This is a genomic window from Embleya sp. NBC_00888 (assembly GCF_045207655.1).
Classification (GTDB): domain Bacteria; phylum Actinomycetota; class Actinomycetes; order Streptomycetales; family Streptomycetaceae; genus Embleya.
Genome location: NZ_CP108785.1, coordinates 540,144 through 564,046, shown reverse-complemented (window position 1 = coordinate 564,046; position 23,903 = coordinate 540,144). Strand labels below are relative to the sequence as shown.

General features: G+C 69.8%; 21 protein-coding genes. 11 read left to right on the top strand and 10 right to left on the bottom strand.

The genetic code is table 11. The features are described 5' to 3' along the window. Nucleotides 1–19 precede the first annotated feature (19 nt). Nucleotides 20–208, top strand: coding sequence for a hypothetical protein (locus OG948_RS36645; protein WP_406300949.1), 189 nt, complete (start codon nucleotides 20–22; stop codon nucleotides 206–208). Between the two features lie 484 nt (nucleotides 209–692). Here OG948_RS36645 and OG948_RS36640 read toward each other — a convergent pair whose 3' ends face one another. From OG948_RS36640 to OG948_RS36630, 3 genes are all read right to left on the bottom strand, one after another. Then, nucleotides 693–1,112, bottom strand: coding sequence for a hypothetical protein (locus OG948_RS36640; RefSeq protein WP_331769296.1), 420 nt, complete (start codon nucleotides 1,110–1,112; stop codon nucleotides 693–695). A 110-nt stretch (nucleotides 1,113–1,222) separates the two neighbouring features. After that, nucleotides 1,223–3,376: an alpha-galactosidase gene (locus tag OG948_RS36635; protein WP_331769295.1), complete on the bottom strand. Its 2,154-nt coding sequence runs from the start codon at nucleotides 3,374–3,376 to the stop codon at nucleotides 1,223–1,225. Continuing rightward, on the bottom strand, nucleotides 3,373–4,401 hold the full coding sequence (locus OG948_RS36630; protein WP_331769294.1) for a LacI family DNA-binding transcriptional regulator: 1,029 nt from the start codon (nucleotides 4,399–4,401) through the stop codon (nucleotides 3,373–3,375). The genes OG948_RS36635 and OG948_RS36630 overlap by 4 nt, the downstream gene beginning before the upstream one ends. A 307-nt stretch (nucleotides 4,402–4,708) precedes the next feature. Between OG948_RS36630 and OG948_RS36625 the strand changes: the two genes are divergently transcribed. From OG948_RS36625 to OG948_RS36605, 5 genes are all read left to right on the top strand, one after another. Then, the gene (locus tag OG948_RS36625; protein WP_331773414.1) at nucleotides 4,709–6,001 is read left to right on the top strand and encodes an extracellular solute-binding protein; all 1,293 of its coding nucleotides are present in this window, start codon (nucleotides 4,709–4,711) and stop codon (nucleotides 5,999–6,001) included. A 19-nt stretch (nucleotides 6,002–6,020) separates the two neighbouring features. After that, nucleotides 6,021–6,992 (top strand): carbohydrate ABC transporter permease, encoded by a 972-nt coding sequence (locus OG948_RS36620; RefSeq protein ID WP_406300466.1) that lies wholly within the window; start codon nucleotides 6,021–6,023, stop codon nucleotides 6,990–6,992. Then, nucleotides 6,989–7,816 carry a carbohydrate ABC transporter permease gene (locus OG948_RS36615; protein WP_331769293.1) on the top strand — a complete coding sequence of 276 codons (828 nt, stop codon included), beginning with the start codon at nucleotides 6,989–6,991 and terminating at the stop codon, nucleotides 7,814–7,816. Before OG948_RS36620 ends, OG948_RS36615 begins: the two co-directional genes overlap by 4 nt. Before the next feature lie 143 nt (nucleotides 7,817–7,959). Continuing rightward, nucleotides 7,960–8,106 carry a hypothetical protein gene (locus OG948_RS36610; protein ID WP_406300465.1) on the top strand — a complete coding sequence of 49 codons (147 nt, stop codon included), beginning with the start codon at nucleotides 7,960–7,962 and terminating at the stop codon, nucleotides 8,104–8,106. Nucleotides 8,107–8,163: 57 nt separating this feature from the next. Further along, nucleotides 8,164–10,620, top strand: coding sequence for an Ig domain-containing protein (locus OG948_RS36605; protein WP_406300464.1), 2,457 nt, complete (start codon nucleotides 8,164–8,166; stop codon nucleotides 10,618–10,620). Nucleotides 10,621–11,068: 448 nt separating this feature from the next. Here the strand turns inward: OG948_RS36605 and OG948_RS36600 are convergent, their stop codons facing one another. Then, nucleotides 11,069–11,422, bottom strand: coding sequence for a hypothetical protein (locus tag OG948_RS36600; protein ID WP_331769292.1), 354 nt, complete (start codon nucleotides 11,420–11,422; stop codon nucleotides 11,069–11,071). A 1,424-nt stretch (nucleotides 11,423–12,846) separates the two neighbouring features. Between OG948_RS36600 and OG948_RS36595 the strand changes: the two genes are divergently transcribed. From OG948_RS36595 to OG948_RS36580, 4 genes are all read left to right on the top strand, one after another. After that, nucleotides 12,847–13,122 carry a hypothetical protein gene (locus OG948_RS36595; RefSeq protein WP_331769291.1) on the top strand — a complete coding sequence of 92 codons (276 nt, stop codon included), beginning with the start codon at nucleotides 12,847–12,849 and terminating at the stop codon, nucleotides 13,120–13,122. 291 nt (nucleotides 13,123–13,413) lie between these two features. After that, nucleotides 13,414–14,430 (top strand): hypothetical protein, encoded by a 1,017-nt coding sequence (locus OG948_RS36590; protein WP_331769290.1) that lies wholly within the window; start codon nucleotides 13,414–13,416, stop codon nucleotides 14,428–14,430. A 959-nt stretch (nucleotides 14,431–15,389) separates the two neighbouring features. Next, entirely contained in the window at nucleotides 15,390–16,031 is a 642-nt protein-coding gene (locus tag OG948_RS36585; RefSeq protein ID WP_406300875.1) for a hypothetical protein, read from the top strand. Next, on the top strand, nucleotides 16,032–16,877 hold the full coding sequence (locus OG948_RS36580; RefSeq protein ID WP_331769288.1) for a hypothetical protein: 846 nt from the start codon (nucleotides 16,032–16,034) through the stop codon (nucleotides 16,875–16,877). Between the two features lie 184 nt (nucleotides 16,878–17,061). Here OG948_RS36580 and OG948_RS36575 read toward each other — a convergent pair whose 3' ends face one another. The 4 genes from OG948_RS36575 to OG948_RS36560 form a co-directional block, all read right to left on the bottom strand. Then, complete coding sequence (locus OG948_RS36575; protein ID WP_331769287.1) at nucleotides 17,062–17,214, bottom strand: hypothetical protein; 153 nt, start codon at nucleotides 17,212–17,214, stop codon at nucleotides 17,062–17,064. Further along, the gene (locus OG948_RS36570; protein ID WP_331769286.1) at nucleotides 17,211–17,354 is read right to left on the bottom strand and encodes a hypothetical protein; all 144 of its coding nucleotides are present in this window, start codon (nucleotides 17,352–17,354) and stop codon (nucleotides 17,211–17,213) included. The genes OG948_RS36575 and OG948_RS36570 overlap by 4 nt, the downstream gene beginning before the upstream one ends. Nucleotides 17,355–18,718: 1,364 nt before the next feature. Then, the gene (locus OG948_RS36565) at nucleotides 18,719–19,519 is read right to left on the bottom strand and encodes a hypothetical protein (protein ID WP_331769285.1); all 801 of its coding nucleotides are present in this window, start codon (nucleotides 19,517–19,519) and stop codon (nucleotides 18,719–18,721) included. Beyond that, entirely contained in the window at nucleotides 19,519–20,412 is an 894-nt protein-coding gene (locus tag OG948_RS36560) for a phytanoyl-CoA dioxygenase family protein (RefSeq protein ID WP_331769284.1), read from the bottom strand. The genes OG948_RS36565 and OG948_RS36560 overlap by 1 nt, the downstream gene beginning before the upstream one ends. 83 nt (nucleotides 20,413–20,495) lie before the next feature. Here OG948_RS36560 and OG948_RS36555 point away from each other — a divergent pair, with 83 nt between their 5' ends. Continuing rightward, nucleotides 20,496–21,329: an AraC family transcriptional regulator gene (locus tag OG948_RS36555; protein ID WP_331769283.1), complete on the top strand. Its 834-nt coding sequence runs from the start codon at nucleotides 20,496–20,498 to the stop codon at nucleotides 21,327–21,329. Nucleotides 21,330–21,494: 165 nt separating this feature from the next. Here OG948_RS36555 and OG948_RS36550 read toward each other — a convergent pair whose 3' ends face one another. Next, nucleotides 21,495–21,986, bottom strand: a complete 492-nt coding sequence (locus tag OG948_RS36550; protein ID WP_331769282.1) for a helicase associated domain-containing protein — start codon at nucleotides 21,984–21,986, stop codon at nucleotides 21,495–21,497. 982 nt (nucleotides 21,987–22,968) lie between these two features. Continuing rightward, nucleotides 22,969–23,865 (bottom strand): hypothetical protein, encoded by an 897-nt coding sequence (locus tag OG948_RS36545; RefSeq protein ID WP_331769280.1) that lies wholly within the window; start codon nucleotides 23,863–23,865, stop codon nucleotides 22,969–22,971. Nucleotides 23,866–23,903 lie beyond the last annotated feature (38 nt).

The window sequence follows — 23,903 nt, the reverse complement described above, 5'->3', positions numbered from 1 at the left end:
CCTGGCCCGACGAACGACAATGACAGAGGAGCTCGTGTCCCACCCCAATGCCCGGCTCACCGTCCACGGCAGGCGTCTGCTGATCGAGCGGGTCCGACACGGTCGCCCCATCGCGCACGTGGCGACGAAATGGGCCAGATCACCACGCGCCATCCAAACGTTCTACCGAACCTGGCTCCTCACGCAGGCGAACCCCACATCCGGATGATTGGAACTCAGAACAGGCTTTGGATCGATGCGCTGGTCGAGGTCTTCGCGTAGGGACTATCAAGGACTCGGTGTACACCCTGAGCAAAGGGAGTATCCGATGACCGATGTGGCGATTACGACGACCGGGTCGAGTGTGGTGGAGGGCGTTTTGGGGACGTCCGCGCCGGCTACCGGGCAGGGCGTGGACACTACGTTGACGGCTGCGGTGGCCGAACTCGCGGCTCCTGTGCCCGGCCGTCGCCGAACTCCTCCGACACGAACGGCACGGCACGCACCTTCAGGTCGCTCTGGCCGCCGGAGAGCCAGTGGATCTCGTCCCCGGTGGCCGGCCACCCGTCGCCGACCGTGCGGTGGACGTGGAAGTTCTCGTATCGCAGCTGGAAGCCGTACTTCGCCCTCGGCGCGACCTCCCCCGGTGACCTCCCCGGCCGGCTCCCGGCCCTTGCGGCCGTGGCCGGGACCGGCCGCCCACGCGGGCACGGTCACACCGAAGCCCCACTCGCCATGCCCTCGACGAACCCCGGGGCGTCGAAGTCCCCGCCCGCGGCCGGCGCCTCGGCATCGACCGTCGACCAGTTCGACTGCGCCACCCACTTCTCGGTCACCGCCGGCAGGGGGTGGGCAGGCGGAACAAGATCACTTTCGTCTCGTGGGCGCCGGAGGCGGCCAAGGTCAGGCAGCTCTTCGCCTCTTCGGGGCTCGTTCCCGGTCGGCCGATCGATGCCCGGCCCGGTCGCGGGCCGGGCATCGATGGCGTGCTCGGAGTCCGCGCCGTTCTTCTTCATGCGGCCGATATGCGGCCGATGCAGATCGGGAAACGGAGCATCGGCCACCGCGCCGGTCCTCGACCCCGTCGAGAACTCGCCGTGCCCTGCGCGGCGGCCATCGAGCAGCGGCGGCACCGGCAGCGCCCCGACTCCCCGTTCGATCGTGCGTTGCCGATTCCGGGGCCGAGGCGGGGGAGCGTGCGTCTTTGCCCCCGGACACCGGGGCGTTGCGGTCGACATGCGGCTCACTCGGCGGCCCGTAGCTCCAGGATCACGGCCTGGGCGGGGTCGAGCAGTGGTGCGGCCAGTCCGACGGTGGCCAGGGTCGATCCGGCCAGGTGGACCGATCCGTGGGTGAGCCAGGGGACGGGGCGTGGGGGAAAGCCGGTGGGGACTGCGATCTCCGGGCAGACGGAGACGGTGTAGTGGGTTTCCGGATCCAGCCCGGGGAATCGCAGGCGGGCGGGTACGGAGTCGGTTGTGCTGGTCAGCTGGACCAGGCTGTACACCGCGTGCCGGCGGTCGGTCGAGACGACACCGTGGAGCCAGGTGCTCGGGTCGGGGTGGTCCGCGTGGACGGTTCGGCCGGTGTGCAGCAGGGGCCTGAGCCGCTTGTGCAGCCGGACCCACGCGGCCAGTTGGTCGAGTTCGGTGTCGGTGCAGGCGGTGAGGTCCCATTCGATGCCCGCGTGTCCGAACAGGGCTGTTGCCAGGCGCAGGCCCAGGGCGGTGGTGCGGCCTGTGGTGTGGGCGTCGGCTGCGCCGATGTGGCAGCCGAGGAGTTCGGGCGGCACCAGTAGCCCGGTCCAGCGCTGGATCGCCTGCCTCTCCAAGGGGTCCAGGGTGTCGGAGACCCATACCCGGTCGGTGCGCTCCAGGATGCCGTAGTCGACACGCGCGCCGCCGGAGGAGCACGACTCGATCTCCAGACGGGGGTGACGGGAGCGGAGTTCGTCGAGGAGGCGATAGGCGGCCAGGGTCTGGGCGTGGGCGCCGGCGGAACCCGCGTGGACGGCCTCCAGCAGATCGCGGTTGTGGTCCCACTTCAGGTAGTCGAGTTCGTATTCGCCGACGAGGGCGTCCAGGTGGGCCAGGACGTGGGCGTAGGCATCGGGCCTGGCCAGGTCGAGCACCTGCTGGGAGCGATGTGGCACGGCGGGGCGACCGGGCGCGGTCAAGAGCCAGTCCGGGTGGGCGCGGGCCAGGTCGGAGTCGGGGTTCACCATCTCGGGTTCGACCCACAGTCCGACCTGCATGTCCAGTGCCCGCACCCGTTTCACCAGCGGGTGCAGCCCTTCGGGCCATACGGTCCGGTCGACCGTCCAGTCTCCCAGTCCCGCGGTGTCGTCGCGGCGCCCGGTGAACCAGCCGTCGTCCAGGACGAATCGCTCCACCCCGATACGGGCCGCGCGTTCGGCGAGTTCGGACAGTTTTTCGAGCCGGTGGTCGAAGTACACCGCTTCCCAGGTGTTGAGCACGACGGGCCGTGGTGTGCGGGGATGGTTCGGTCGGTCGCGCAGCCGCCCGTGCAGTCGCTCGGCGAGTCCGTCGAGTCCTTCACCGGACCAGGCGAAGTAGATCCACGGGCTTTGATAGGACTCTCCGGGCGCGAGGCGGATTTCGCCCGAGGAGAGCAGCTCTCCGGCGCCCAGGACGGGTCCGTGTTCGGGCAGCCGTTCGGTGTAGTGGACGTGGTTTCCGCTCCAGCCGGCGTGCACCGCCCAGACGTCGCCGTGGTTGAAGCCGAACCCGGTTTCGCCGGCGATCAGCAGTCCGGTCGCGTCGTGGCCGGTGCGTCCTCGGCGTGACTCCCGCACGGTCATGCCGTGCCGGAGCGGACCGCGCTGCGGGATGCGTTCACCGGACCACCGTCCGGTGAAGTCGAGGACCTCGGTCGCCCAGTCTCCGGTCGGAAGCATGCAGGCGACGGATTCCAGCGTGTACACCCCCGGTCCGTCGTTGAACACCCGGTGCCGTATCCGCACGACGCCGGACCGCTCCATGCGCATCTCCGTACGAACCGACACCTCCGCCTCGGCGTCCTGTGCCTCGAACCGCAGGCTGCCGCCGCTCTCGCCGTGGGACTCGACGTCGGCCGGCCGGACGAGCTCCAGCCGCAGATGCGGGAAGCGGCCGTCCCGGTCTCCCGCGATGCCGGGCCGTCCCGCCCAGCCGTCGGACTGCTGCGGTATGAGCCGCAGCAGTACGGGGGTGTCGACGGAGGCGATCGGTTGGCTCGGGAGGCTGCCCAGGACCAGTTCGTCCGGGTTGTCCACGGTCCCCGGGTCCGCCCCCCAGTGCAGAACGCGGGGAACCGCGGGGCCGGTCGCGTCCAGGATGAGCGCTGTGCCGCCGGCGGCCAGTGTGACGACTCGAGAGCGCCGCCCGATCGCCGTCACGAGCGCGGGGCCGCGGTCGAGCGGCGGACGACGACCCGGGTGGGCAGGACGAGCGGCGGCGGCGTCGCCTCCTTCATGACCTCCATGAGCGCGCTGACGGCGCCGGTCCCCAGGGCCTGCGCGTCCTGCCGCACGGTGGTCAGCGGCGGCACGGTGAAGGCGGACAGGTCGATGTCGTCGAACCCGGTCACGGACACGTCCTCGGGTACCCGCAGGCCGTGCTCGTGCAGTGCTCGCAGGATGCCGATCGCCATCATGTCGCTCTCGGCGATCACGGCCGTGAAGTCCCGCCGCGCCGCAAGGAGATTGAGCATCTCGCGATACGCGCCATCGGTGGACCAGTCCGACGTCCGTGCCAGCCCCGATTCCTCCGGGATGCCGCGTGCCGCCAGCGCCTGGCGAATCCCGGTCAGGCGGTCGTGGCCGGAGGGATCCGTCTCGGTGCCGGTCACGCGAGCGATCCTTCGATGACCCAGATCCAGCAGGTGTTCGGTGATCCGGCGCGCTCCATCGGCGTTGTCCGAGGTGACGAACGTCGCGTGAGGGCCCGTGCCGATCGCGTCGACGAAGACGGTCGGCAGCCCGGACTCGATCAGGGCCTGGATCCGCACGTCGTCCGGCGGGCAGGCAACCATGATGGTGCCCGCCACCCGTCGTGAGCGCAGCGACCGCACATAGCTGTCACTGGCCGTATCGGCCGGGCGGGAAGGCAACAGCAGGTCGTAGCCGGCCTTCCCCGCCGATGCCTCGACATGGCGCAGAACGTCGAGGTGGAAGTGGTACTGCGGCCGGGTCAGTTGGGACAGTGCCCATACGTCGTTGGCGAAGAAGCCCAACGCGATCGTCTTCGAGCGTGCCCCGGAAAGGCTTTGCGCCGCCACATCCGGCTCGTAGCCGAGGCTCGCCGCGGCGGCCTCGACACGTCTGCGGCTTGACTCGCTGACCTTCGCCGTGCCCGAGAGGACGCGCGACACTGTCGCGCGAGAGACTCCCGCGAGGCGCGCCACCTCTTCACTCGTGGCCATCGTCCACCTTTCGTCGTCGGCTCGCCGACCGTCACCCACGACTGGTCGCGAACGCGTGCTCATCGTCTCATGAACGCGCGTTCACACTACCTGAGCCGACATTGAGTCGGCGACCGACCGTTGTAGAAATCCTCCTCATTCCTGCATTCCAGACCATTGACGCCGCCAAACCAGGCGGCGTAACGTCACCGCCACATTCGAAATGTACGCGCGTTCATTCCGGTTCTGCGCGTTCAGACATGGGTTCAGTCTTCTCGCCCGCCCGTCTCGCCATCCCGGCGCCCGGAAGGACACACACATGAGATCCATGACAAGGCGATCCGTGCTCGGCACCGCCGCGGCACTCGTCGCCGGCTCGGCACTGGTAGCAGGCTGTTCCGTCAGCACCCCGAGCGACGGTTCGTCGGGAAACGGCAAGACGGTCAGCTTCCTGACGTTCGAGACGCCCAACCTCACGTCGGCCTACTGGGACGCCGCGATCAAGCGCGTCACCGACAAGTACCCGGACATCAAGGTGAAGAAGCTCGTCGCGCCCACCGCGGACGGCCGCACGGACTACGCCAAGCAGTTGCTTCAATCCGGCCAGTTCCCGGATGTCATGGTCGGCGTCTCGCCGGCCGGCTTCGCCGAGGCCGGCTACCTGCATGCCTGGTCGCCCTCGGAGCTCAACGACTTCGTCTTCCCGACGGTCAACCCGATCAAGGGCAAGTACTACCAGTTGCCGGCCAACACCCAGACCATCCCGCCGGTCTACTACAACACGAAGACGTTCGCCGCCGCCGGGATCACCTCGCCGCCGAAGACCTGGACCGAACTCCTCGACGACTGCGCCAAACTGAAGGCGGCGGGCGACACACCGTTCGTGGTCGGCGGCGGCAAGAACGGGTTCGCCTCCTCCATGATCCTCTCCGGGATCGTCAGCGTCGACGTCTACGGCAAGACGCCGGACTGGCTGGTCCAGCGCCGGGCCGGAAAGGTGAAATTCTCGGACCCGGCCTTCACCGCGGCTCTGGCCAAGTTCGCCGACCTGGCGACCAAGGGCTACATCGCCAAGTCGGACGTGTCCCGCGACTACGCCGCAACCGAGCAGGCGTTCCTGGACGGCAAGGGCGCGATGTACCCGATGGGCAACTGGTTCGCCGCCAGTGCCGACGCCAAGCAGCGCCAGGACATCGGAGTCTTCAACCTCCCGACCTCCGACGGCCGGTTGATCGTCCCGGCGTACACCGGCGGCGGCATCGTCGTCAGTGCGAAGGCCAAGAACCTCGACGACGCCAAGCGCTTCGCCCTCGCCTTCCAGCTCGACAAGACCCAGCTGGACGCCTCGGTGAAGGCCGACGGCCTGATACCGGCCATCAAGGGCTACACCCCGCCGGCCGACACCGGCGCCGTCTACAAGGCCGGCTACGACCTCTACGAGCAGGCCGTTTCGAACCACGCCGTCGTGAACGCCTTCCGCTGGGAAACCGCCGACGACGGTCTGCTGCCGGGCATGTCCGACAAGGTCGACGCCGCCGCCCAGGATCTGATCACGGGACGGAAGACGCCCGAACAGGCGGCCGCGTACCTCGATGACGAGTGGGCCAAGGCGGCGAGCTGAATTGACCTCGCACATACGGATGACGAGCGGCAGGCCCGCCACCGACCTCCATGAGGGGGACCCCGTGCCCGCACGCACGCGCCGGCGCACCGCGCCGGCCGGGCGCCGACGTGGAGCCGTACGGTCGGGGCTTGCGCACTTTGCGGTCTTCGGCGCTCCCGGCATCCTGGTGTACGCCTGCTTCGTCCTGGCGCCGATCGCACTCAGCATCGGCTACAGCCTGACCAACGCCAACCCGTTCAATCCGCCGCGTCGTTGGGTGGGCCTGGACAACTACCGGATGCTGCTGCACGACCAGCAGTTCCTGACGGCGCTGCGGGTCACCGTGATCCTCACCCTCATCGTGGTGATCGTCCCCAACGTCCTGGGGCTGCTGATCGCGCTCCTGCTGGACAAGCGCGGCCGGTTCTACAACGCGATGCGCAGCGTGTTCTTCACGCCGATGATCCTCAGCTCGGTGGTCGTCAGCGTCATCTGGACGCGTCTGCTCGACGCGGACGGGCCGGTCAACCAGACACTTCGGGCGCTTGGTGTCCGGCATCCCCCGGGCTGGTTGTCCGATCCCGATCTCGCACTGTATTCGGTGGCGTCCATCATCTCCTGGCAGATGCTCGGCTTTTGCGTCGTGGTCTACCTGGCGGGGCTGCAGGGCGTCCCGGTCGAACTGCACGAGGCCGCCGCCATCGACGGCGCGGGTGCCTTCGCGCGATTCCGCGCGGTGACATGGCCACTGCTCGCCCCCGCACTGACCGTCAACACCGTCGTACTGCTGATCTCGGCGTTCAAGACCTACGACTACATCAAGGTGATCACCAACGGCGGCCCGGGGGCCGGAACCACCGCGACCATCGCGTTCAACGTCCTGGCCACCGGGTTCGACTCCAACCACGTCGGCTACGCCTCCGCGATGGCCGTCGTCATGCTGGCGATCGTCTGCGTCGCGACGGCGATCGCCCTGCGGATCCTGCGCGCGAGGGAGATCGACCTGTGAACGACCGCCTCCCTTGGCTGCGCCCCGTGGTGGCGCTCAGTGTCAGTGCCTTGTTCTTCGTGCCGCTGTACCTGGTTCTGGCCAACGTCTTCAAGCAGAGCGGCAAGATCTCCGGCTCTCCGGCGTCGTTGCCCTGGCCGCCGACCCTGTCCAACCTCAAGGCCGTGCTGACACGGCCGGACCACCTGTTCTGGGTCAGCCTCGCCAACAGCGTTCTCGTCACGACGCTTTCCGTGGTGATCCTCATCGTCTTGTCCGCCATGCTCGGGCACTATCTGGCCCGCAGCAGGAGTGCCTGGGCCAAGGCACTGACGCTGGTCCTGCTGACCGGACTGATGATCCCGCCCCAGGTGATTCTCATTCCGGTGATCGACGTGCTCAAGGCCACCCACCTGATGGCCACCGTGCAGGGACTCGTGCTCTTCAACGTCGGCTACTACGTGCCTTTCGGTGTGTTCGTCTTCATCGGTTTCATCCGGAGCATCCCCATCGAACTCGAGGAAGCCGCCCGGGTCGACGGCGCCGGCCGCTTCCAGGTGTTCTGGCGCGTGGTGTTCCCTCTGCTGCGGCCCGCCAGCGCCAGCGTCATGATCTTCCTGGGCGTATGGATCTGGAACGACTTCATCAATCCGCTGGTCATTCTCGGACCCGGACGTGGCACCACCGTGACGACCGGTGTGTACCGCTCCATCGGGCAGTACCAGACCGATTTCGGCTCGGTCTTCGCGCTGATGTTCCTGGCGACGCTCCCCGTGCTCGTGTTCTACCTCGCCCTGCAGAAGCACTTCATCAAGGGCCTGACCGGAGGAGCAACGAAGGGCTGACCGACGGGTGCACCGGCGCTCCGCACGTGACCGCGGCGAGCCGCTCGCCTGGCGCGGTACGACGGCTTGTTCGTCGCCCTCAACGGCTACAGCCGCCCGTCCGGCCTGCCACCGCCGTACAACACCACTCTCGATCTCTACAAGTGGGCCCAGTCATCGGCCCCTACCAGCAGGACTTCGGGGCGGTGTTGGCGTTCATGTCGCTGACCACACTGCCCGTCCCAGCCTTCCAACTCGCCTTCCAGAAGCACTTCGTTCGTGGCCTGACAGGGGCTGCCGCGAAGGGATGACCGGCACGAGTGGCCGGTGCAGCGCAGTTTCCGTCGAGAGATGACAGGAGCAACATCATGCGGTTCTCAACACTCATGGTCAGATCCCAGTCCCCCCAGAGGAGACCCGAACGGCGTCGGCGGACGGCCGGTGCCCTGGCAGTCGCCATGCTGACCGCCGGCATCCTGCCTGCGGTCGGCGCACAGTCGGCGCAGGCAGGGCCTGACGGAACGACTCCGTCGATCGAGATCCAGGCCGGCTATCTGAACCTGGAGCTCGACAGGACAGGGACGGTCGTAGGTCTGGAGGACGTCAGGACCGGGGTCGACCACATCGCCCCCGGTCGTGCGGCGCCTCTGGTCAGCCTGGTCGTCGACGGCAAGCAGCAACGGCCGACCACGGTCGACCGTTCCGGACCCGGCGGCCGGATTCTCACGTTCCGGAACAAGGCGGCACATTGGAAGATCCAGGTGAAGCTGGTCAGCGGGCGCGGCTACACCACGTTCGAGGCGGTCGCCATCGACGCGCCGAAGGACAACGATGTGCAGACCCTGCTCTGGGGCCCACTGGCCACGTCGATCTCCAAAACGGTCGGCACATCGGTGGGCGTGGTCCGCGACGACGATTTCGCCGTCGGGCTCCGTCCGCTGACCGACCGTACCGAAGGCGCCTGGCCGCAGGAGGACCGGGACATGGGCTGGGAGAGCGAGGTTGACCACGACCCGGACCACGTGAGCGTGGGTTCCCTGGAGGAGTGGAGCGCGGCAGGCGTGACCCCCTGGGGTTCCGTACTGCGCGCCTTCACCTTCGACTACACCAAGGAACGCCACCGCAAGGTGAACGGTTATCCGATCCCGGTCGGGCCGCTGCCCGGCCGCGACGGCGAGATCGACGGTTCCAAGATCGCACTCTTCGGCGCCTCGCCCGAGGCGACGCCGACCATCCTGTCCAACATCGCGGCGGGCGAGAAACTGCCCTACCCAAGGCTGAACGGCCAGTGGCAGAAGGCATCCCAGGCGAGCAGCCAGTCATGGTTGGTGCTCGGCGACCTGCAGACCGACAACATTCCGGCGGCGGCCCGATTCGCCAAGGCGGCCGGCATGGACCGCATCTATTCACTTACCAGCAGCTACGGCCCATGGGAGTCGAGCGGCCACTACGAGTTCGACTCGAGCCTGGGCGGGAGCGACGCCGGGGCCGCGGCAGCCGTGGACATCGCCAAGGCCAACGGTGTACAGCTCGGCGTACACACCCTGTCGGACTTCGTCAGCACCGGCGACGAGCCCTACGACTGGGCCCGGTTCCCCCGAGACGACTACCTCACGCCACCCGCCGACGACCGGCTCGCGACGGGGGGCAGCGCCTTGCTCACCCGTCCGTTGACGGCCGGCGACACCACCGTGTACCTCGACTCCGGCACGCTGCTCGCTGCGGGACTGTCCTACAACTACGTGCGCATCGGGGACGAATTCGTCAGCTACGGAGCTGCCGAGCAGGTCGGGAACGAGTGGAAGCTGACCGGCGTGCAGCGCGCGCGATGGGGATCGGTCGCGGTCTCGCACACTGCGGGTGACCGCGCCGCCCGAGCCGTGGCCAATAGCTACGGCGGCGCGATCGGTGGCCATGCCGTCCTCGACGAGATCGGCGACAGACTGACCACCGCGTGGAACAAGACCGGCATCACCGGTATGTCGTGGGACGGCCTGGAGTCGGCATCGCAGTCCGGCTGGGGCGCTTACGGCATGGCCCACCTCGTGAACGGGACGTTCCGGCGAATCGATGCCAAGGATCGATTCATCTCCGAGACCAGCCGGATGACCTCGAACACCTGGGACGCGCTGACCCGCGCCAGTTGGGGTGAGGTCGGCAGCACCTCGATGGAGCAGGTGTTCGCCAACAACAAGTACCTCCAGGCGAACTTCCTCCCCGGAATGCTCGGCTGGATCAGCCTCAAAGGCTCCGACAGTCTGCTCACCACGGAGTGGAAGCTGGCTCGAGGCGCCGGTCTGAACGCCGGGACAGGTTTCCAGAGTTCGGTCTCCAGCCTCGTGTCGGGCGGGGAGAACACGACGCGGCTGCTCGAGGCCATCGGGCAATGGGAGACGGCACGCAACCTGGGCGCGTTCACCGCGGAGCAGCGGGCGCGGTTCCTCGACCTGACGACGAACTGGCACCTGAGCGTGGTCGAGCCGGGCAAGCGGTGGGCTTTGCAGGAGTTGGACGCCGACGGCAAGCCGGTCGGCGCCCCCCAGGCCGTCCTCGCTCCGACCCCGGAGCTCGACGCCGGACCGCTGCCCGCGGCAACCAAGGGAGCCCAGTACGAGGCGATCGTGAAGACCAACACGCCGGCGACCACGCGATACGCGGTGACCTCGGGGGCCTTGCCCGCGGGGCTCGTACTCAACGCCGATACCGGCGGAATCGTGGGGACACCGGCCACCGCGAGAACAGCGCGGTTCACGGTCACCGCGTACCAGAGCTCCGGTCAGCCGACAGCGCGGCGAGACTACGTGATCGAGGTCGGCAGTCACTGAGCTTGTAGGCGTGGTGTCGTCGGGGTGAGTCCAGTGCCGGCCAGGCATCCGTCAATAGGGTCGGGCCGGCACTGGACCTGGCGCACCGGCAGGACTCTCGAGGCGATCGCCCGCGCCCTGACGGACCCGGCCAACCTCGCGAAGGTCACCGAACCCGCCACCCGCGCGTACCTGGACGCTGCCTGCGAGGAAACCCGAACATGTCCTGGACGACTGGACGACGTCGGGCAGCGCCATGTGCAGCGCCCATGCCAGGTTCATGTCGGTGTGCGGGGGAGTGATGTCGCGGTCGACGGTGCGCTTGTCCGCGGGGCGCGGCCGACGCGGACCTGCATGTAGGAGCGGAGGGTGCCGGCGGGGGCGGGGCTCTTACCCGATGTCTCGAACATTACGCGCGGGCTGATGCGGCCTCCGCGGGAGCTGCCAACCGCGGAGGCCGCGTCGGTCACTAGCCGGCGCACCACGTTATGGAGGCTTCCGTGTGGTCGTCCGCGCCGATCAGCTGGTAGCAGTGTCCGGAGATGCGCGGGACATAGACCGGCCCGGCGTAATACGAGTAGGTGCCCCACTGTACGTCGGTTTGGCCGGTAGTTGTGTCGGTGATGCGAACTCCCGTACCGAAAGGCGTTCCCACACTTCCTCCCGTGTGCCGGGTGTACGCGCAGTAGATGGTGCCGCCATTCGTCGACCAGGTCTCCACGTGACTGTCGGCGGCAAAATCGACAGCGGCATCGGCGCACGGATACGTCACGGCGTGCGCGGTTCCCGACCCGACAAAGACTCCACCTGCAGTCATGGCCATGGCGAGACCTACTTGCGCGATTCGACGGCGCACCTGTTTCTCCAATCAGAATGGAATTCAAATGCTGTCAGTGGGGCAAAAATAGATCGGGAATATCGCGGCTGCAACCGGCCTGGCTTGTTTTGGCCGGAATCGCTGTCTTCGGCAGAAACTCGCCGCCAGGACAGCGCAGCCTCCCGTCGAATATCCTGGGTTCGTCAATCGAAAGCGGAGCACTATGGCACTTTCCGGCCGCGTATGGTAATAGGGGTGGATTCAGATTATCCTCTGTTGAATCGTGACCCGGGAGCTGGGTGGGCGGGGAGCGAAGCAGGCGGCACTTACCAACGTCGCGAATCCGACCGAGGCTGTGGGGCGACCCGGCTCCCAGGTTGAAGCGCCGCACCCTTTCCCCGGAGTACAAGCCCCGGAATCCCCGGAGTACAAGCCCCGGACCGTCACCGACCCGAACGGCGCCGACCGCGGCGCGATCCTGCGTCGTGAGCGCCTGTACCCCTCGCACGTCCATGAATGGCGGGCCGCGCGACGCCGGCGCCCTGGCGAGACTCACCGACCGCCGGACGAGCCCGGCCGGGCCGAGGAAGCACGAGACGGTGTGCCTTCCGCCGCAAGGCGGCCACGCTCACCGCCCTTCGACGATCGACGGCGCCGCGCCCCTGTGGGGCGGCGCCGTTGTGCGACGCGTGCCGGGGGGCCGTCGAGGTCATCGATACACGCCGGCCGTTGGCGATGCGGGGTCTCGACGCGCGCGAAAGCGTGAGGAGGCGGCCGAGCACGGCTTAAAGAGCACCGGGCTCGGCCCGGCTGTCGCCTGCTCCGTCCTGGCTGTTTTGAAGGGTCTTGTCGATTGATCATGTGTCGACCATTGGATTTGCGGAATCTGGGACTTTGGCTCTTGGCTGCGTGACCTGGGTTTTGGTGTCTTGCTCGACTTTGTCTGGTGTCAACGGTCATTGAGATGCCCAGGTGGATGCGCTTCGTCAGGTTCACACCGTCACCCATGGTGTGCTGCGCAGGCTGCTCACGCGGCCGTACGGAACCTCGGTCACGTCTTCCGACCGAGGCCCGCACGTTTTCGGGCGGTGTTGTGCGCGCCGGGGCAGGTCGTCGGATGCGACGGGTGTATTGCGATCGGTCACCGGTCGATGTCGTCGAAGAGGCTGCGCGTCGGCTCGGGGGACCGCTGCGGGACGTTTCACGGCCGACGACCGCCCTCGGGGCCCTGTCGTGACATGGTGCGCGCGTCGGCGCTCCGCGTCGATCCTCGTGGGGTGCGGGCGTACGCCCGCCGGTGCTCGCGCGCCTCTGCCCGGGGGGCGGGGCGAGTCCTACCGTGGCCAGCGAGGCCGAGCGCCCGGGACCACCCGGCCCTGCCCCGCCTTGTTTCCGGTTCCGTTCGCACACGACCCAGAACGGGTGTGACCATGCGTCTTTCCCATCGAATCGCCGCCGCCACCGGCGCCCTGGCCCTGGCCCTGGGCGGCCTGACCGCCCTGGCCCCCACCGCTCAGGCCACCCAGGCCGACTGCGTCAGCTACCTCGCCGGCCTGGGCTACAACACCACGGACACCAACGCCGCCTGTTTGTTGGGCGGCTCCGGACTGCCCCTGGCCTTCCAACTGTGTTCTCTCACCCTGACCACCGTCTCCGGCGTCCCGCCGGCCATCGCGGACGAGGCGTGCCGCCGCGCCGCGCTATGACCGACTCGTAGGGTGCGTCCCCGCCGTCCGCAACGTTTCGTTCCCGGTGACCGCCCGGTCACGAGGAACGGCTGACCGACACGCACGTACGGCCCCCGCGTCACGATCGGTGTCGCGGGGGCCGGACCACGCCCGCCTTCGCCCCCGACCCCGACCCCGCCCCCACACGGCCCCGGCGGGCGCGGGGCTGGGCCTGCGCCCTGCACCGGCCCCGGCAGCCACCGCCCCACCGTCGACCACGAACGGGGGCGCGAGGTCGAGGTCGACGGCAACGCACTCGAGTGGATCGCCGTGATCGTCGTCGAGCACGATCGACTGCCGGACGACGCTCGGGTCGACGTGCACCCGGACGGTCTGCCGTCGGTGGCGTTGATCAGGCGGGATTGGGACTTCCTCTTCGATCAGGTTCGTTCGGCCCGGACCGTCGTCGACTACCTGTTCCGCGTCGCCGGCATGCCGCCGGAGCCGCTCGGCCACGAAGCGCTGCGTTACTACGACCTGGCCGCCTCGGACCTGGATGCCCCCGGCGGCGACCACCCGGCCGAGTGGGCCGGCCCGAACAAGGTCGTACGGTCCATACCGGCATTGCCGCAAGCACCGGCCGGATCGCAGTCGGCGCGCGGGCAGACGCTCATGCGCATCATCAGCGAGGACATCGCGACCAGCCCACTTCCGCACGGCGTGACCGAAAGCGACCGTGTTCGCGCCCTGGCCGTCATCGACGCGCTGCCAGTCGGGGTACGCGGCGAATGGGGCGAGGTGCGCACGCGGTTCATGAGCGACGTGGCGAACACCCCTGCCGACGACGTCCAATGGCGCTTCCGCCGCCTGCTTCCCGGCGGAAGCCGTCTTCAGCTGGTCTTCGCGGTCTGCAGCGCGGTAACAGGTCCGCCGGTCGCCCAGGCCGCCCGACCGTATGTGGTGTTGCGCGTGAGTGTGCGTGTGGATCTGGCGTGGATCCTCGAGGTGGCGCGTCGCGCGGGGCGCGACGATCCGGCCCCGGATGACTACGGGGTGCCGGTCGCGGCCGTGGAGCGGCATCGGGCGGTGATCGCCGGACAGGACTTCTACCCCGGCCCCTACGCCAAGGCCGCGGCGCTCGCGCACAGCCTGGGCCGCATGCGCCGGCTGGAGCGCTCGAATCTGCGGGTGGCCGTCGCGGTGGCGCACGGCCACCTCTCGGCGTGCGGTGTGTCGGTCAAGCTCAGCCGGGCCGGTGTCACCGCGCTCGCCGACGAGTTGACCCGCGCGTCCTCCACCGCGGTGAGCGTCGCGGCGGTCCTCAAGTCCTGGGACACCACCGACTGAACCTGCGGCGGAGGCACGGCCCATCACCCGCTCGACCATCGCGTCCTGGGCCGCGACCGGTTCCGGGGCCTCGCGGAATCCCGGCGCACCACCGCGTGCGTGCGCCACGGCGCCGGGCCGATCACCGGTCGGGACGTCGAGGTCGAACACCGCCGGGAGCGCCCGCGGTCTCACCGCCGACGCCGTCTGCTCGACACCCGACACCCCAGCGAATTCCGGGGTGCGGGTGGTCGAACTCGACCACGCCACCATGCCGTTGCCACCCAGATCGACACCTGGCCCCGCCGGCCCGACACCGCGGGCGTGGCTCCGGTCCCCCGCCGGGGACCGGAGCCCGCGTTCGAGCGGTCGGTCAGCGGCGGTACATCACCTACAGCCAACCGGATCCCCCGCGCGACCCAGCCGCGCGACATACGGCGCTCGGCCGCGTACCCCACCCGAGCGCCGCACGCGCGATCCACGGCCGACGTCGAATCGGCGCATGTACATCCGATCGCGTCAGCGAGCGCAGTGGCCGAGCGCACCGTGCGCCTGCCCCCGCTGCGCACGAACTACGCGTTGTGGGCGCTGCGGGTGGCCCGGCCCGACGTCCGTTGCACCGTCACCCCACGCGGCCGCGGCGGCGCATGTGCACGACGCAGCGGCCTCCTGGGCGCCCCTGACCACGTGCGACGACGACCACGTCCTCGTCCGCGAAGGCGGCCCCCGACACCTCGCCGACGAACTCCTCATCGATCACGCGGCGGCGGCATCGTCCTTCTCGGTGTCGACGCGGCGGTGGCGCGGTGCGCGGTGCGGTGGGTTCGTGCCGCGCTCTTCCGGGTCTGCGTCTCCTTCGGGAGGATTGCCGGGTGGCCGTCTATGACGAAGCATCGTGGCGGGTTCCCGGCACGGCGGGGCCGTCGGTGGTGAGTACGGACGCTGTCCCGGCGCCGGACCGGTTCGAGTGGTGGACGGAGATGGTCGATCGGCAGGTCATGCCCTTGTCCCTCCGCTGCGTGCACCCGGGCCGGTTCCGCGGCGACGTGGAAGCGGCGGAGGCGGCGCCGCATACCCAGGTGATGGCCTTCAGCTTCTCGCCGTTGACGGCGCGTCGCTCCATGGCGCAGATCCGCCGCCACGACCCCGAGTGCTACTACCTGATGCTGGTGCGCGGTACCCCGACCCGGTTTGAGCAGAGCCGCCGTATCGCCTGTCTGGAGACCGGCGCCATGACGCTGTTCTCCACCTCCCACCCGGTGAAGTGCGACTTCCCCGACGCCGACCGCCGGGCCCGGATGACACTGATGCGGCTGCCGCGTACCACCCTCCCGCTGGCGGGCGGCCGTGCGGACCGGCTGCTCGGCGAACCCATCTGCACCCGCGCCGGCCCGGCTTCGCTGCTTGCCTCCTACCTCGCGCAACTGCCCGGGGCCGCGCACAGCAGTTCTTCCGAAAGCCTGGCCCGCATGGGCGCCATCGGCGTCGACCTCGCCGCGACCGCCCTCGCGGCCGTTCTCGACGTCCACGACACGTTGCCCGCCGCCACCCGCAAGGCGGTGCTGTTGGTGCGTGCGCGCGTGTTGGGGGCTCGGCGGCCTGTCGTTCCCCGGGGGGCATGAGTGATCGACTTGACGGCGATCGTCGCGAGTATGGCGGGCGGTCTGGGAACCGGTCTGGGAACCGCCGCGGCCGACCGGGTGAACCAACTGGCGCGGGACCGACTCGGCTCGTCCGATCCGGGCAGGACCGCGTTGGCCCGACTCGACGCGCCCAACCCGCCCCCCGACGCCCGGGAAGCGGTCCTGGCCCAGTTGCGGGCCGCGGTCGAGAACGATCCCGAGTTCGCACGACGACTCCAGCACGCCGCAGGCCCGAACACGCCTCCGGCCCCGACCCACGTCGTGACCACCGTGGGCGGGGACATGACCACCAACACCTTCACCCCCTCCGGGACGACCCGGGTCAAGACGCTCACCTTCGGCCCGGTGACACTGCGGGACACCCCCGGAGTACGCAGGGGACTGGTCGCCATCGTCGTGGTCCTGACGCTCTCGCTCGCGTTCGGGACGTTCGGAGTGGTGCATACGCTGCGATCCGACGACGGCTCGTCCGCGTGGTGGTCCGGAACAGCACCGGGGGCACCGGGTGACTCGTCCGAGCGGACCGCCACGACCGGGCAGGACGCACCGAAGAAGACGGGACCCACGACCCGACAGGGCGGAACACGGGAGAGGACGGTCGCCGCGATCAGGGACAAGGGCCGCTTCGAGGCGATCCTCCCGAACCTGCGGAGCCTGCCCCCCGGCTGGTCGACGGACGTCGCGGCGGTCGCCTTCCCCACGCACCGGCGAGGAGCCGTTTCCGTGACCCGATGCCGGCCCGTTCCCGGCAGGGGTGGGTGTCGGCCGAAGGGGGCGACGGCGGGGACGATGGTGACGACGCGGACTCCGGTGCTGACTTCGTAGCGCATGATGACGCGGGCGAGCGAAACGTCGCGGCGGTCGCGGTCGCCGTGGACGGAGGAGGATCCGTATCCGTAGGGGTCGTGGCCGATGGTGCCGGCGACGGTGGAGCGCACTTCCGCCTGCCGGGCCGCGCTCAGTTTCGACAGGCCGTCCTCGGCCGCGTCGCTGTACTGCACCCGATGGCTCACCTGTCGTCGCCCCCCAATTCGACGGGCCTGCCGTCGGCGTCGTGGAACCCCGTGAAGTCACCGGCCCGTACGCGGGCGGCGCTCTCCTCATCCTCGGCGTCCGCCTCGGGCGGCAACGCCCAGTCCAACAGCGCCCGCCGCTCGATCACGTCAACGGCGTGTGCGCCATCGCCTCGTCGAACGCGGCGCGTCGTTCCTCGGGCAGGGCGGCGCGGATCCCGGCGAGTGTGTTCGGCCGTTGGACGTGCTCGCCGCGGACCACGGTGGTGTACCCCTCGGCCATCGACATCCTCTTCTTCCTCGCCACGATCCGACAGCCGAGCGTGACATCACGACGTCGAAGATCGGTAGCCGGCGCACGACGCGAATCGGCCGTGTTCCGGTCTGCGGCGGCCCGGGCCCCCGCCGTGCCCGGGCGGTGGGTGGTCGACCTGTGGCGCATCTCGGGGCGGCCTGGGCCACCCGGACGGCGGTCGGGTGCGGCGTGGCGCCGAGGACCGGGACCCGGCGGGTGGCGTGCTCGATGACCGCGGGAATGTACCGACGCTGCCCGTTCGGGGTGACCGTCTCGAGGAAGTCGCACGCGAGGATCGCCTCGGCGTGGGAGCGCAGGAACGCGGCCCGGGTGGTGGCACCGGGCTCGGGTGCGGGGTCGATGCCTGCGTCCTTGAGGATCTCCCGGATGGTGGAGGCGGCGACGCGCAGGCCGAGGACGGCGGGTTCACCGTGGATGCGGTGGTGGCCCCGGGTCGGGTTCTCCCGCGTCGGCCGGATCACCAGGACGCGGATCGAGCGGTCCGTCGACGGGCGCCCGGGCCGTTTCGGACGGGACGCGGCCGCGTGCCGGTGGCGGACCGGGTCGCGGTGCCACCGCAGGACTGTGTCGGGGTGCGTGGTCAGCCGGAGCCGTCGCAGCACGTGGCGCGGTGCGGCAGCGCGGCGAGCCGGGCCCGGTCAGCCGCGGTGAACCGCGGCCGCCGGTCCCCGAGCTGCCGTTCCAAGACGGTGAACTGGTGGCGCGACGTCGGAATCTCTCGGCGTCCTTGTCGCGGTCGCTCATCGGGAGGCAGCCGCAATGCGGCGAACGCGTTCGCGACCGTGAGGCAGGCGAATCGAACGCCTGCGCGTCGGGAGCGCGCATGTCGTCGCAGATCACCACCGCGTCCGGCCGCGCCGCGTCGGCCGCGTGCAGCCCCTGGGCGAAGTCGTCGACCGGACAGCCCGGGTTGATGCGCCGCAGGTGTTCGCCGAGCGCGGCCGGCAGGGCGTCGTCCTGCGCCGCGGGGTCGGCCAACGGCACCCGCGCGACGGCACGCACCACGTTCTGCAACAGGTACAGCGGCTCTGCCGGCCTCAGCGCGACCACGGGGAGACCGAGGCGGGCGAACGCGTCGACAAGGATGGCCCGGCTCGTCGACTTGCCCGCCCCACTCGGACGTCGTCCTCCCACGAGTTGGCCCGGGCACCCACTGCGCGACCGGGTCGATGCCACCAACCTCATCGCCCGGCCCGGGCCCCGGCCGGACCGGGCACGTCAAGGCCGTCAACACCGGCCGCCCCACCCGTCACGGCCGTCAACACCGACCGCCCCCGATTCCCCGCTCTCACGCTGAGCCTGCACGAACGGCGCTTCCCGGGTTGCTGACCGGGAGTTCAGCGAAGGTCGGTGTCGCCTCCCGTGGCGGGGTTGGCCGCCCATGCCAGAAGGTCGAGGCTGTCGGCCCAGATGTCGCCGATCGGGGTTCCGACGAGGTCGAGGTGGTCGTAGCCGATGTGGGCGGGGAGCAGTTCGGTGGTGAACAGAAGGTCGTCGGCGCCGCCCCGGGCGGTGCGCCACAGGGCCTCGAACTCGGCACGTTGGGCGGGATCGACGTTGGGCACGGGATCCTGGATGTTCTGGCCGTTGTTCAGGCGCAGGTGCACCTCGTGGCAGCGGCGGGCCAGGCGGTGCAGGGCTTGGGTCCATTCGACCCGCCAGGGGGCGCGTAGTTCGGCTGTGACGGTGTAGTGGCTGAAGTCCCCGCACAGGCGGAGGTCCGGGTGCCGGTCGACGAGCGCGATGGTGTGTCGGAGGTCCTGGGTGAGCCGATGGCGGTGGGTCTCGAGGAAGAACGGCAGGGCGTACTGCTCGCTGAGAGCGAGCAGTTCGCGGATCCGGGCGTCCTGCCAGGAGTGGTCGCGCCAGTAGCCGTCCACCTGCGCGTTGAGGCTCACCATGCCCGCGGCTGCGGCGCGTTCGAAGATCGGCTCGGCCGGGCAGTCCTCCGGGAGGTGGGCGCAGCCCGAGGCGGCCAGGCCGGTTTCGGCCAGGGCCGTTGCGAAGCGTGGTAGTTCGGCGGCGGAGGGCGGGGTGGTTTGGACTCCGTCGAAGCCTGCGCAGGCGATGCGGGTGAGGCGCTCGTGGAGGGGGAGGTCGGTGGGAAGGGTCAGGAGGCTGCAGTGGATTCGGGTCATCACAGGCCGTCCCGGTCGTGCCAGTGGCTTTGCCAGCGCGCGTCGATGGGGTCGGAGGCGGCCTGGTAGCGGATGTCGGTGGAGAGCCGGAAGACGCCGTCGGGGTCCTGGTTGTCGAGGGACGCGTGGATGATGTGGGGGCTGTGGATCATGAGGTCACCGGCGGTGAAGTCGGTGACGAGCCACCGGGAGTCGTACTCCTCGGCCAGGGCGGGCAGGTCGGCGGTCATCGACGCGGCGGGGCGGCGCAGGCGGCCGGCCGCCTCGTCGGCGAGGACGCGGTGGTGGCTGCCCTCGAGGTATACGAGCGGTCCGCGGGCGATCGGGCAGTCGCCCAGCGGGATCCAGGAGGAGAGGACCCGGTCGGTGCCCTCGCGTAGGTAGACGAGGTCGTAGTGAGCCTGGGTGGCGGTGCCGATGCCCGATTCGCCGGGGCCGACGTGCCGAATGATCTTCCGGCGATGCAGATGCACCTCTTCGGTTCCCAGGAACCACCGGTGGAAGGCGACCAACGCGGGAGTGCGGCAGATGGCGTCGTACTGCGGGCCGGGGACGATCCGTTTAAACAGCAGCGAGCGGAAGCGTGCGTGATCCATGTCTGCGGTGGACGCGGCGACACCCTCGACCGGATCGGAGTGCGGGAGGATGAGTCCGCACTCTGCCAGGGTGGCGAAGTAGTAGGCGCGGAAGCCCTGGATTGTCGTGCGCTCGAAGAAGCCCGGCAGATAGAGGTAGCCGTCGCGGGCGAGGCGGGCCCGCAGGGCATTCCGATCGGAGCGCTCGGCGTCCGGGACGGGTTGCAGACGGCCGAGCCTGTGGTCACCGTCGTCCAGGCGATAGCCGTTGGAAGTGAGGGCGGTCCGCAGATCCCACTCGAGGTGTCCAGTGCTCATAGGCAAATGCTCCAGGGAACCGTGGCGTGGAAGAATGCACGGATTCCGCAAAGACTTGGACGATTGCCGAAGAGGGTGGTCCTGTGGAGTCCGTGGCGCACTACCGCACACCGCCCGTGGGTGTACGGGCGTTGGGGCTCGCGGTGACCGGAGCCGGTCGCATCCTCGGCAAGCACTCGTCGCAGGTCGATCGTGTCCTGAACTGCCACGCAGGGGTTCTGGTGACTAGGGGATCCGGCTTTCTGACACTGCAGGGCCATCCCGGACGGCACGAGGTGCGGCCGGGGACGTTCTTCTGGTTGCCTCTCGAAGTCCGGCACTCCTACGGCCCGTCGACCGGCGATTGGGACGAATACTGGGTTTTGTTCGAAGGGCCCGCCGCAGAGGCCTACGCGTCGCTCGGCTACCTCGGCACGGTTCGCCCGGTCGTCGAGCCGGCCGACGGAGCCGAGGCCCTTGCCCTGTGCGTTCGGGTTCTGGAGTTGCTGGCCAGGCCGCAATCGCTCGGCGCCCACGTGGCCGCCACGTCGTCTCTGTACGCGTTGATCAACGCGGTGGGCACCGGTGAGCGGGCGTCCGCCGAGCCGGGGCGGGCGCGGCGCGACCTCGGCAGGCGTGCGTTGGAACTGCTCGACCGTGCCGAGGGGTCGGTGCGGATCAGCGCGATCGCCAAGGAACTTGCGGTCTCGCGCGACAGTCTGGCGGTGGCCGTGCGCCAGGTCACCGGTTCCACACCCACGGTCTATCTGGCGCGGCGCCGGATCGACCGGGCGAAAGAGCTGCTGACCGATACCGACCGCCCGGTCGCCCTCGTCGCCCGGGACGTCGGTTACCCCGATCCCGCCTACTTCACCCGGGTGTTCACGCGACATGTGGGTGTCGCACCGTCGGTCTTCCGCCGACAGCAGACGCAGTGACCGGTTTTGACGGCAACCCGGAAGGAGCAGATCTTGATTGCCTGACCCTGGGCAACCACGTTCTCTACCGCAATCCCTGCCCGGGTGCGCGTCTGTCGGATGAAGAAATCGCCATCGCAGCGCGCCTGGAATCCAACCCACGCGGCCGGCCCCGGTGCTCCGAAGTCATGTCCATCGCGTGTCGAGTGCGGAGAGCGCGTCGAGCCGCTCCGGTGGGTACGTGGCCCGCCGCTGCCGCGCGTTGGCGAGAGCGATCCCGAGCTTGACCTCATGCGCCTCGCAGCCGTGTTCGACGGTCTCGACGTGCTTGCGTGGCACGGTCGGATGCCCCTCGCGTTCCCGGTACGCGGCCGCCGCGGCGAGGGTGAGCGTCCATCGATCCGCCCGCACCACCACCACCGACGTCGCCGGCTGTTCCTGCGGTGCGGTGACGTCGACGCCGACCTCGGCCAACGCCGTCCGCTGCGCCGGCGTCAGACTCGCCGCGCTGGGCCGTTGCCGCCGGAGCCAGGCTCCGACGTCCTCGCCGCCGACGGTGTGTCCGGGCACCAGGTCGTCGATGCGGCCGCCGGTCTCGGTGTGCAGGCGCACCGCGGCGAGCATGCGCTGCCAGTCCAGCGCCCGCGGCTTGGCGGGGTCGTCGCGTCCTTCGTGCATCTTCCCTGTGCGCAGTCGTTGTCGGTGGGGTTGTGGTGGATCGGAGCGGCTCCCGGGGCGTCGGTGGTGGTCGAAAGCGTCTTCGGCCATGACCATCAGACTGACCGATGCCGAGATCAATCAGCTGGTTCCCCGGTTCCAGGCCTTGGACCCGGGGGAGTGGGGCCGGAGCGCGGTGGAGCGTGCGACCGCCGGGCTGGGCTGGACGCACGCGCGGCCCGGCGCCCGTCATCCGCTGCTCAATCCGCCAACTCAAGCGCTCAGTCACAGTCGGGGAGCGCGGTCCGGCCGCCGGCACGGGGGATGACGGCGCCGGCCGCGCGAGCGCCGACCACGGGGGTGTCGACGCACCCCACACAACCACCCGACCCACGCCCGGGTCCACCGTCGCGACAGCACGGGCCAAGGGGTCCATGTGGCCGCGTGAGCGCCGAACGGGCCGTCTCGTCGTGCCCGTCCTGGTCCTTCCCTGCGCCTGTCCGCGAGGCACGGGGAAGGACCGGGGCAGGCGTCGCGACCACGCGCCGTTCGCGGCGCACCGCGCCGGGATACGGCCGACATTTCTGCGATCTCCGGGCCACCACGCCTTGCCCGGCGTGCTGTGCCTCGGCGGACCCAATACCGTCGCCTTGTCAGCGGAACGGACACGCGTCGCCGCGCCGCCGAGTCGGGTGCGGCGAGGGGCGGTCGCGCTCCGATGGCGAGGGCGCCGTCACCGAGCGGTTCGTCGGGGAGGACCCGGCCCTGGCGGCTCACCTGGTAACCGGCTACGAGCACGCGTGGAAACGAGCCGTCCGGCCCGAGGACTTCAACGAGCCGTCCGGCCCGAGGACTTCAAGGTCTGACCATTCCCCGTACCGATGCCCCAGTCTCCGTCCGGTAGCGCCCGGCAAGCACGCGCGGACCTTGCCGGGCCCTCCGGCGGATCACGGGGCGCCCCGGCCGGGACCGGCGGGGGCGCCCTCAGCGCGTGCGGGTCGGGTCAGGGCTGTTCTGCCGTGCCGAACGAGGTGATCGGGAACCGCGTCGGGCCCAAGGTGGGCAGCGTGGCGGGGTCGGCGGGCGGCGGCGGGACGTAGGCGGCGAGGATCGGCGCCCAGGCCGGGTTCCTCAGGATGGACAGGGCCTGCTCGTCGGTCAGCGGCAGGGTGCTGCGGGTGGGCTTGCCGTTGTCCGACAGTTCGCCGTTTCCGTAGCTCAGTTCGACCATGGTCTCCCCGATCACGTAGTTGACGGCCTTCCAGGCGATGCCCTTGTCCGGAAAGGGCTTCTCGAAGGTGCCGAGCAGCGTTCCGTCCGGTGCGCTGCGGCAGCCGCCGAAGTTGTTCTCCTTGGGCTTCGGCTTGCCGTCGGCCATGGTGCACCCGAAGAACCGCTTGCCCACCATGTGGAAGGTCACCTCGACCACGCCCTGGCCGGTGTCCCAGGTGACCTTCGCGTAGAGGCCGCCGTCGACGGCGGTGTTGGTTGTGACCTGCTTCGTCCCCCCGGGCAGCAGGCTCGTAATGATCGGACGGAGCTGATCGGCGAGGGGATTCGGTGCCACCGGCTGCGCCGGCAGTTCGGGGTTCACGCCGCCGGACCGTCCGTCGATCCGGGACGGCGACGGATCCGCTGCGGGCCCCGCCTTGGTCGCCGAACTCGTCCGCAGCTGTGCCGCGCCCAGCACGCCCGCCGCGATCACTCCCACCGCCAGGGTCGCGCCGACGGTGCGCCCCAACGCGCGCCGCCGGGCCCGGCGGCGGCCGCCCTCGGCCGCCCGGGCAGCCAACCCCGCGCCCGGCGGGATCGCCAACTCGTCCAGTTCGGCGCGCAGTTCGCTGCGAAACAGGTCTTCGGTCTCCACTACGTGCCCTTCCACGACGTCGGTTCCCCTCATGTGTGCCGCTGTGTCCGCCGCCTGCCATTGCGCCGTGC

Excerpts from the sequence above, each read along its gene's own strand:
- OG948_RS36595 (WP_331769291.1), top strand. The coding sequence starts at position 12,847 with ATGCGTCTTTCCCATCGAATCGCCGCCGCCACCGGCGCCCTGGCCCTG.
- OG948_RS36645 (WP_406300949.1), top strand. The coding sequence starts at position 20 with ATGACAGAGGAGCTCGTGTCCCACCCCAATGCCCGGCTCACCGTCCAC.
- OG948_RS36600 (WP_331769292.1), bottom strand. The coding sequence starts at position 11,422 with ATGGCCATGACTGCAGGTGGAGTCTTTGTCGGGTCGGGAACCGCGCAC.
- OG948_RS36550 (WP_331769282.1), bottom strand. The coding sequence starts at position 21,986 with ATGCACGAAGGACGCGACGACCCCGCCAAGCCGCGGGCGCTGGACTGG.
- OG948_RS36620 (WP_406300466.1), top strand. The coding sequence starts at position 6,021 with ATGACGAGCGGCAGGCCCGCCACCGACCTCCATGAGGGGGACCCCGTG.
- OG948_RS36625 (WP_331773414.1), top strand. The coding sequence starts at position 4,709 with ATGACAAGGCGATCCGTGCTCGGCACCGCCGCGGCACTCGTCGCCGGC.
- OG948_RS36630 (WP_331769294.1), bottom strand. The coding sequence starts at position 4,401 with ATGGCCACGAGTGAAGAGGTGGCGCGCCTCGCGGGAGTCTCTCGCGCG.
- OG948_RS36545 (WP_331769280.1), bottom strand. The coding sequence starts at position 23,865 with ATGAGGGGAACCGACGTCGTGGAAGGGCACGTAGTGGAGACCGAAGAC.
- OG948_RS36560 (WP_331769284.1), bottom strand. The coding sequence starts at position 20,412 with ATGAGCACTGGACACCTCGAGTGGGATCTGCGGACCGCCCTCACTTCC.
- OG948_RS36605 (WP_406300464.1), top strand. The coding sequence starts at position 8,164 with ATGCGGTTCTCAACACTCATGGTCAGATCCCAGTCCCCCCAGAGGAGA.
- OG948_RS36570 (WP_331769286.1), bottom strand. The coding sequence starts at position 17,354 with ATGTCGATGGCCGAGGGGTACACCACCGTGGTCCGCGGCGAGCACGTC.
- OG948_RS36585 (WP_406300875.1), top strand. The coding sequence starts at position 15,390 with ATGGTCGATCGGCAGGTCATGCCCTTGTCCCTCCGCTGCGTGCACCCG.
- OG948_RS36565 (WP_331769285.1), bottom strand. The coding sequence starts at position 19,519 with ATGACCCGAATCCACTGCAGCCTCCTGACCCTTCCCACCGACCTCCCC.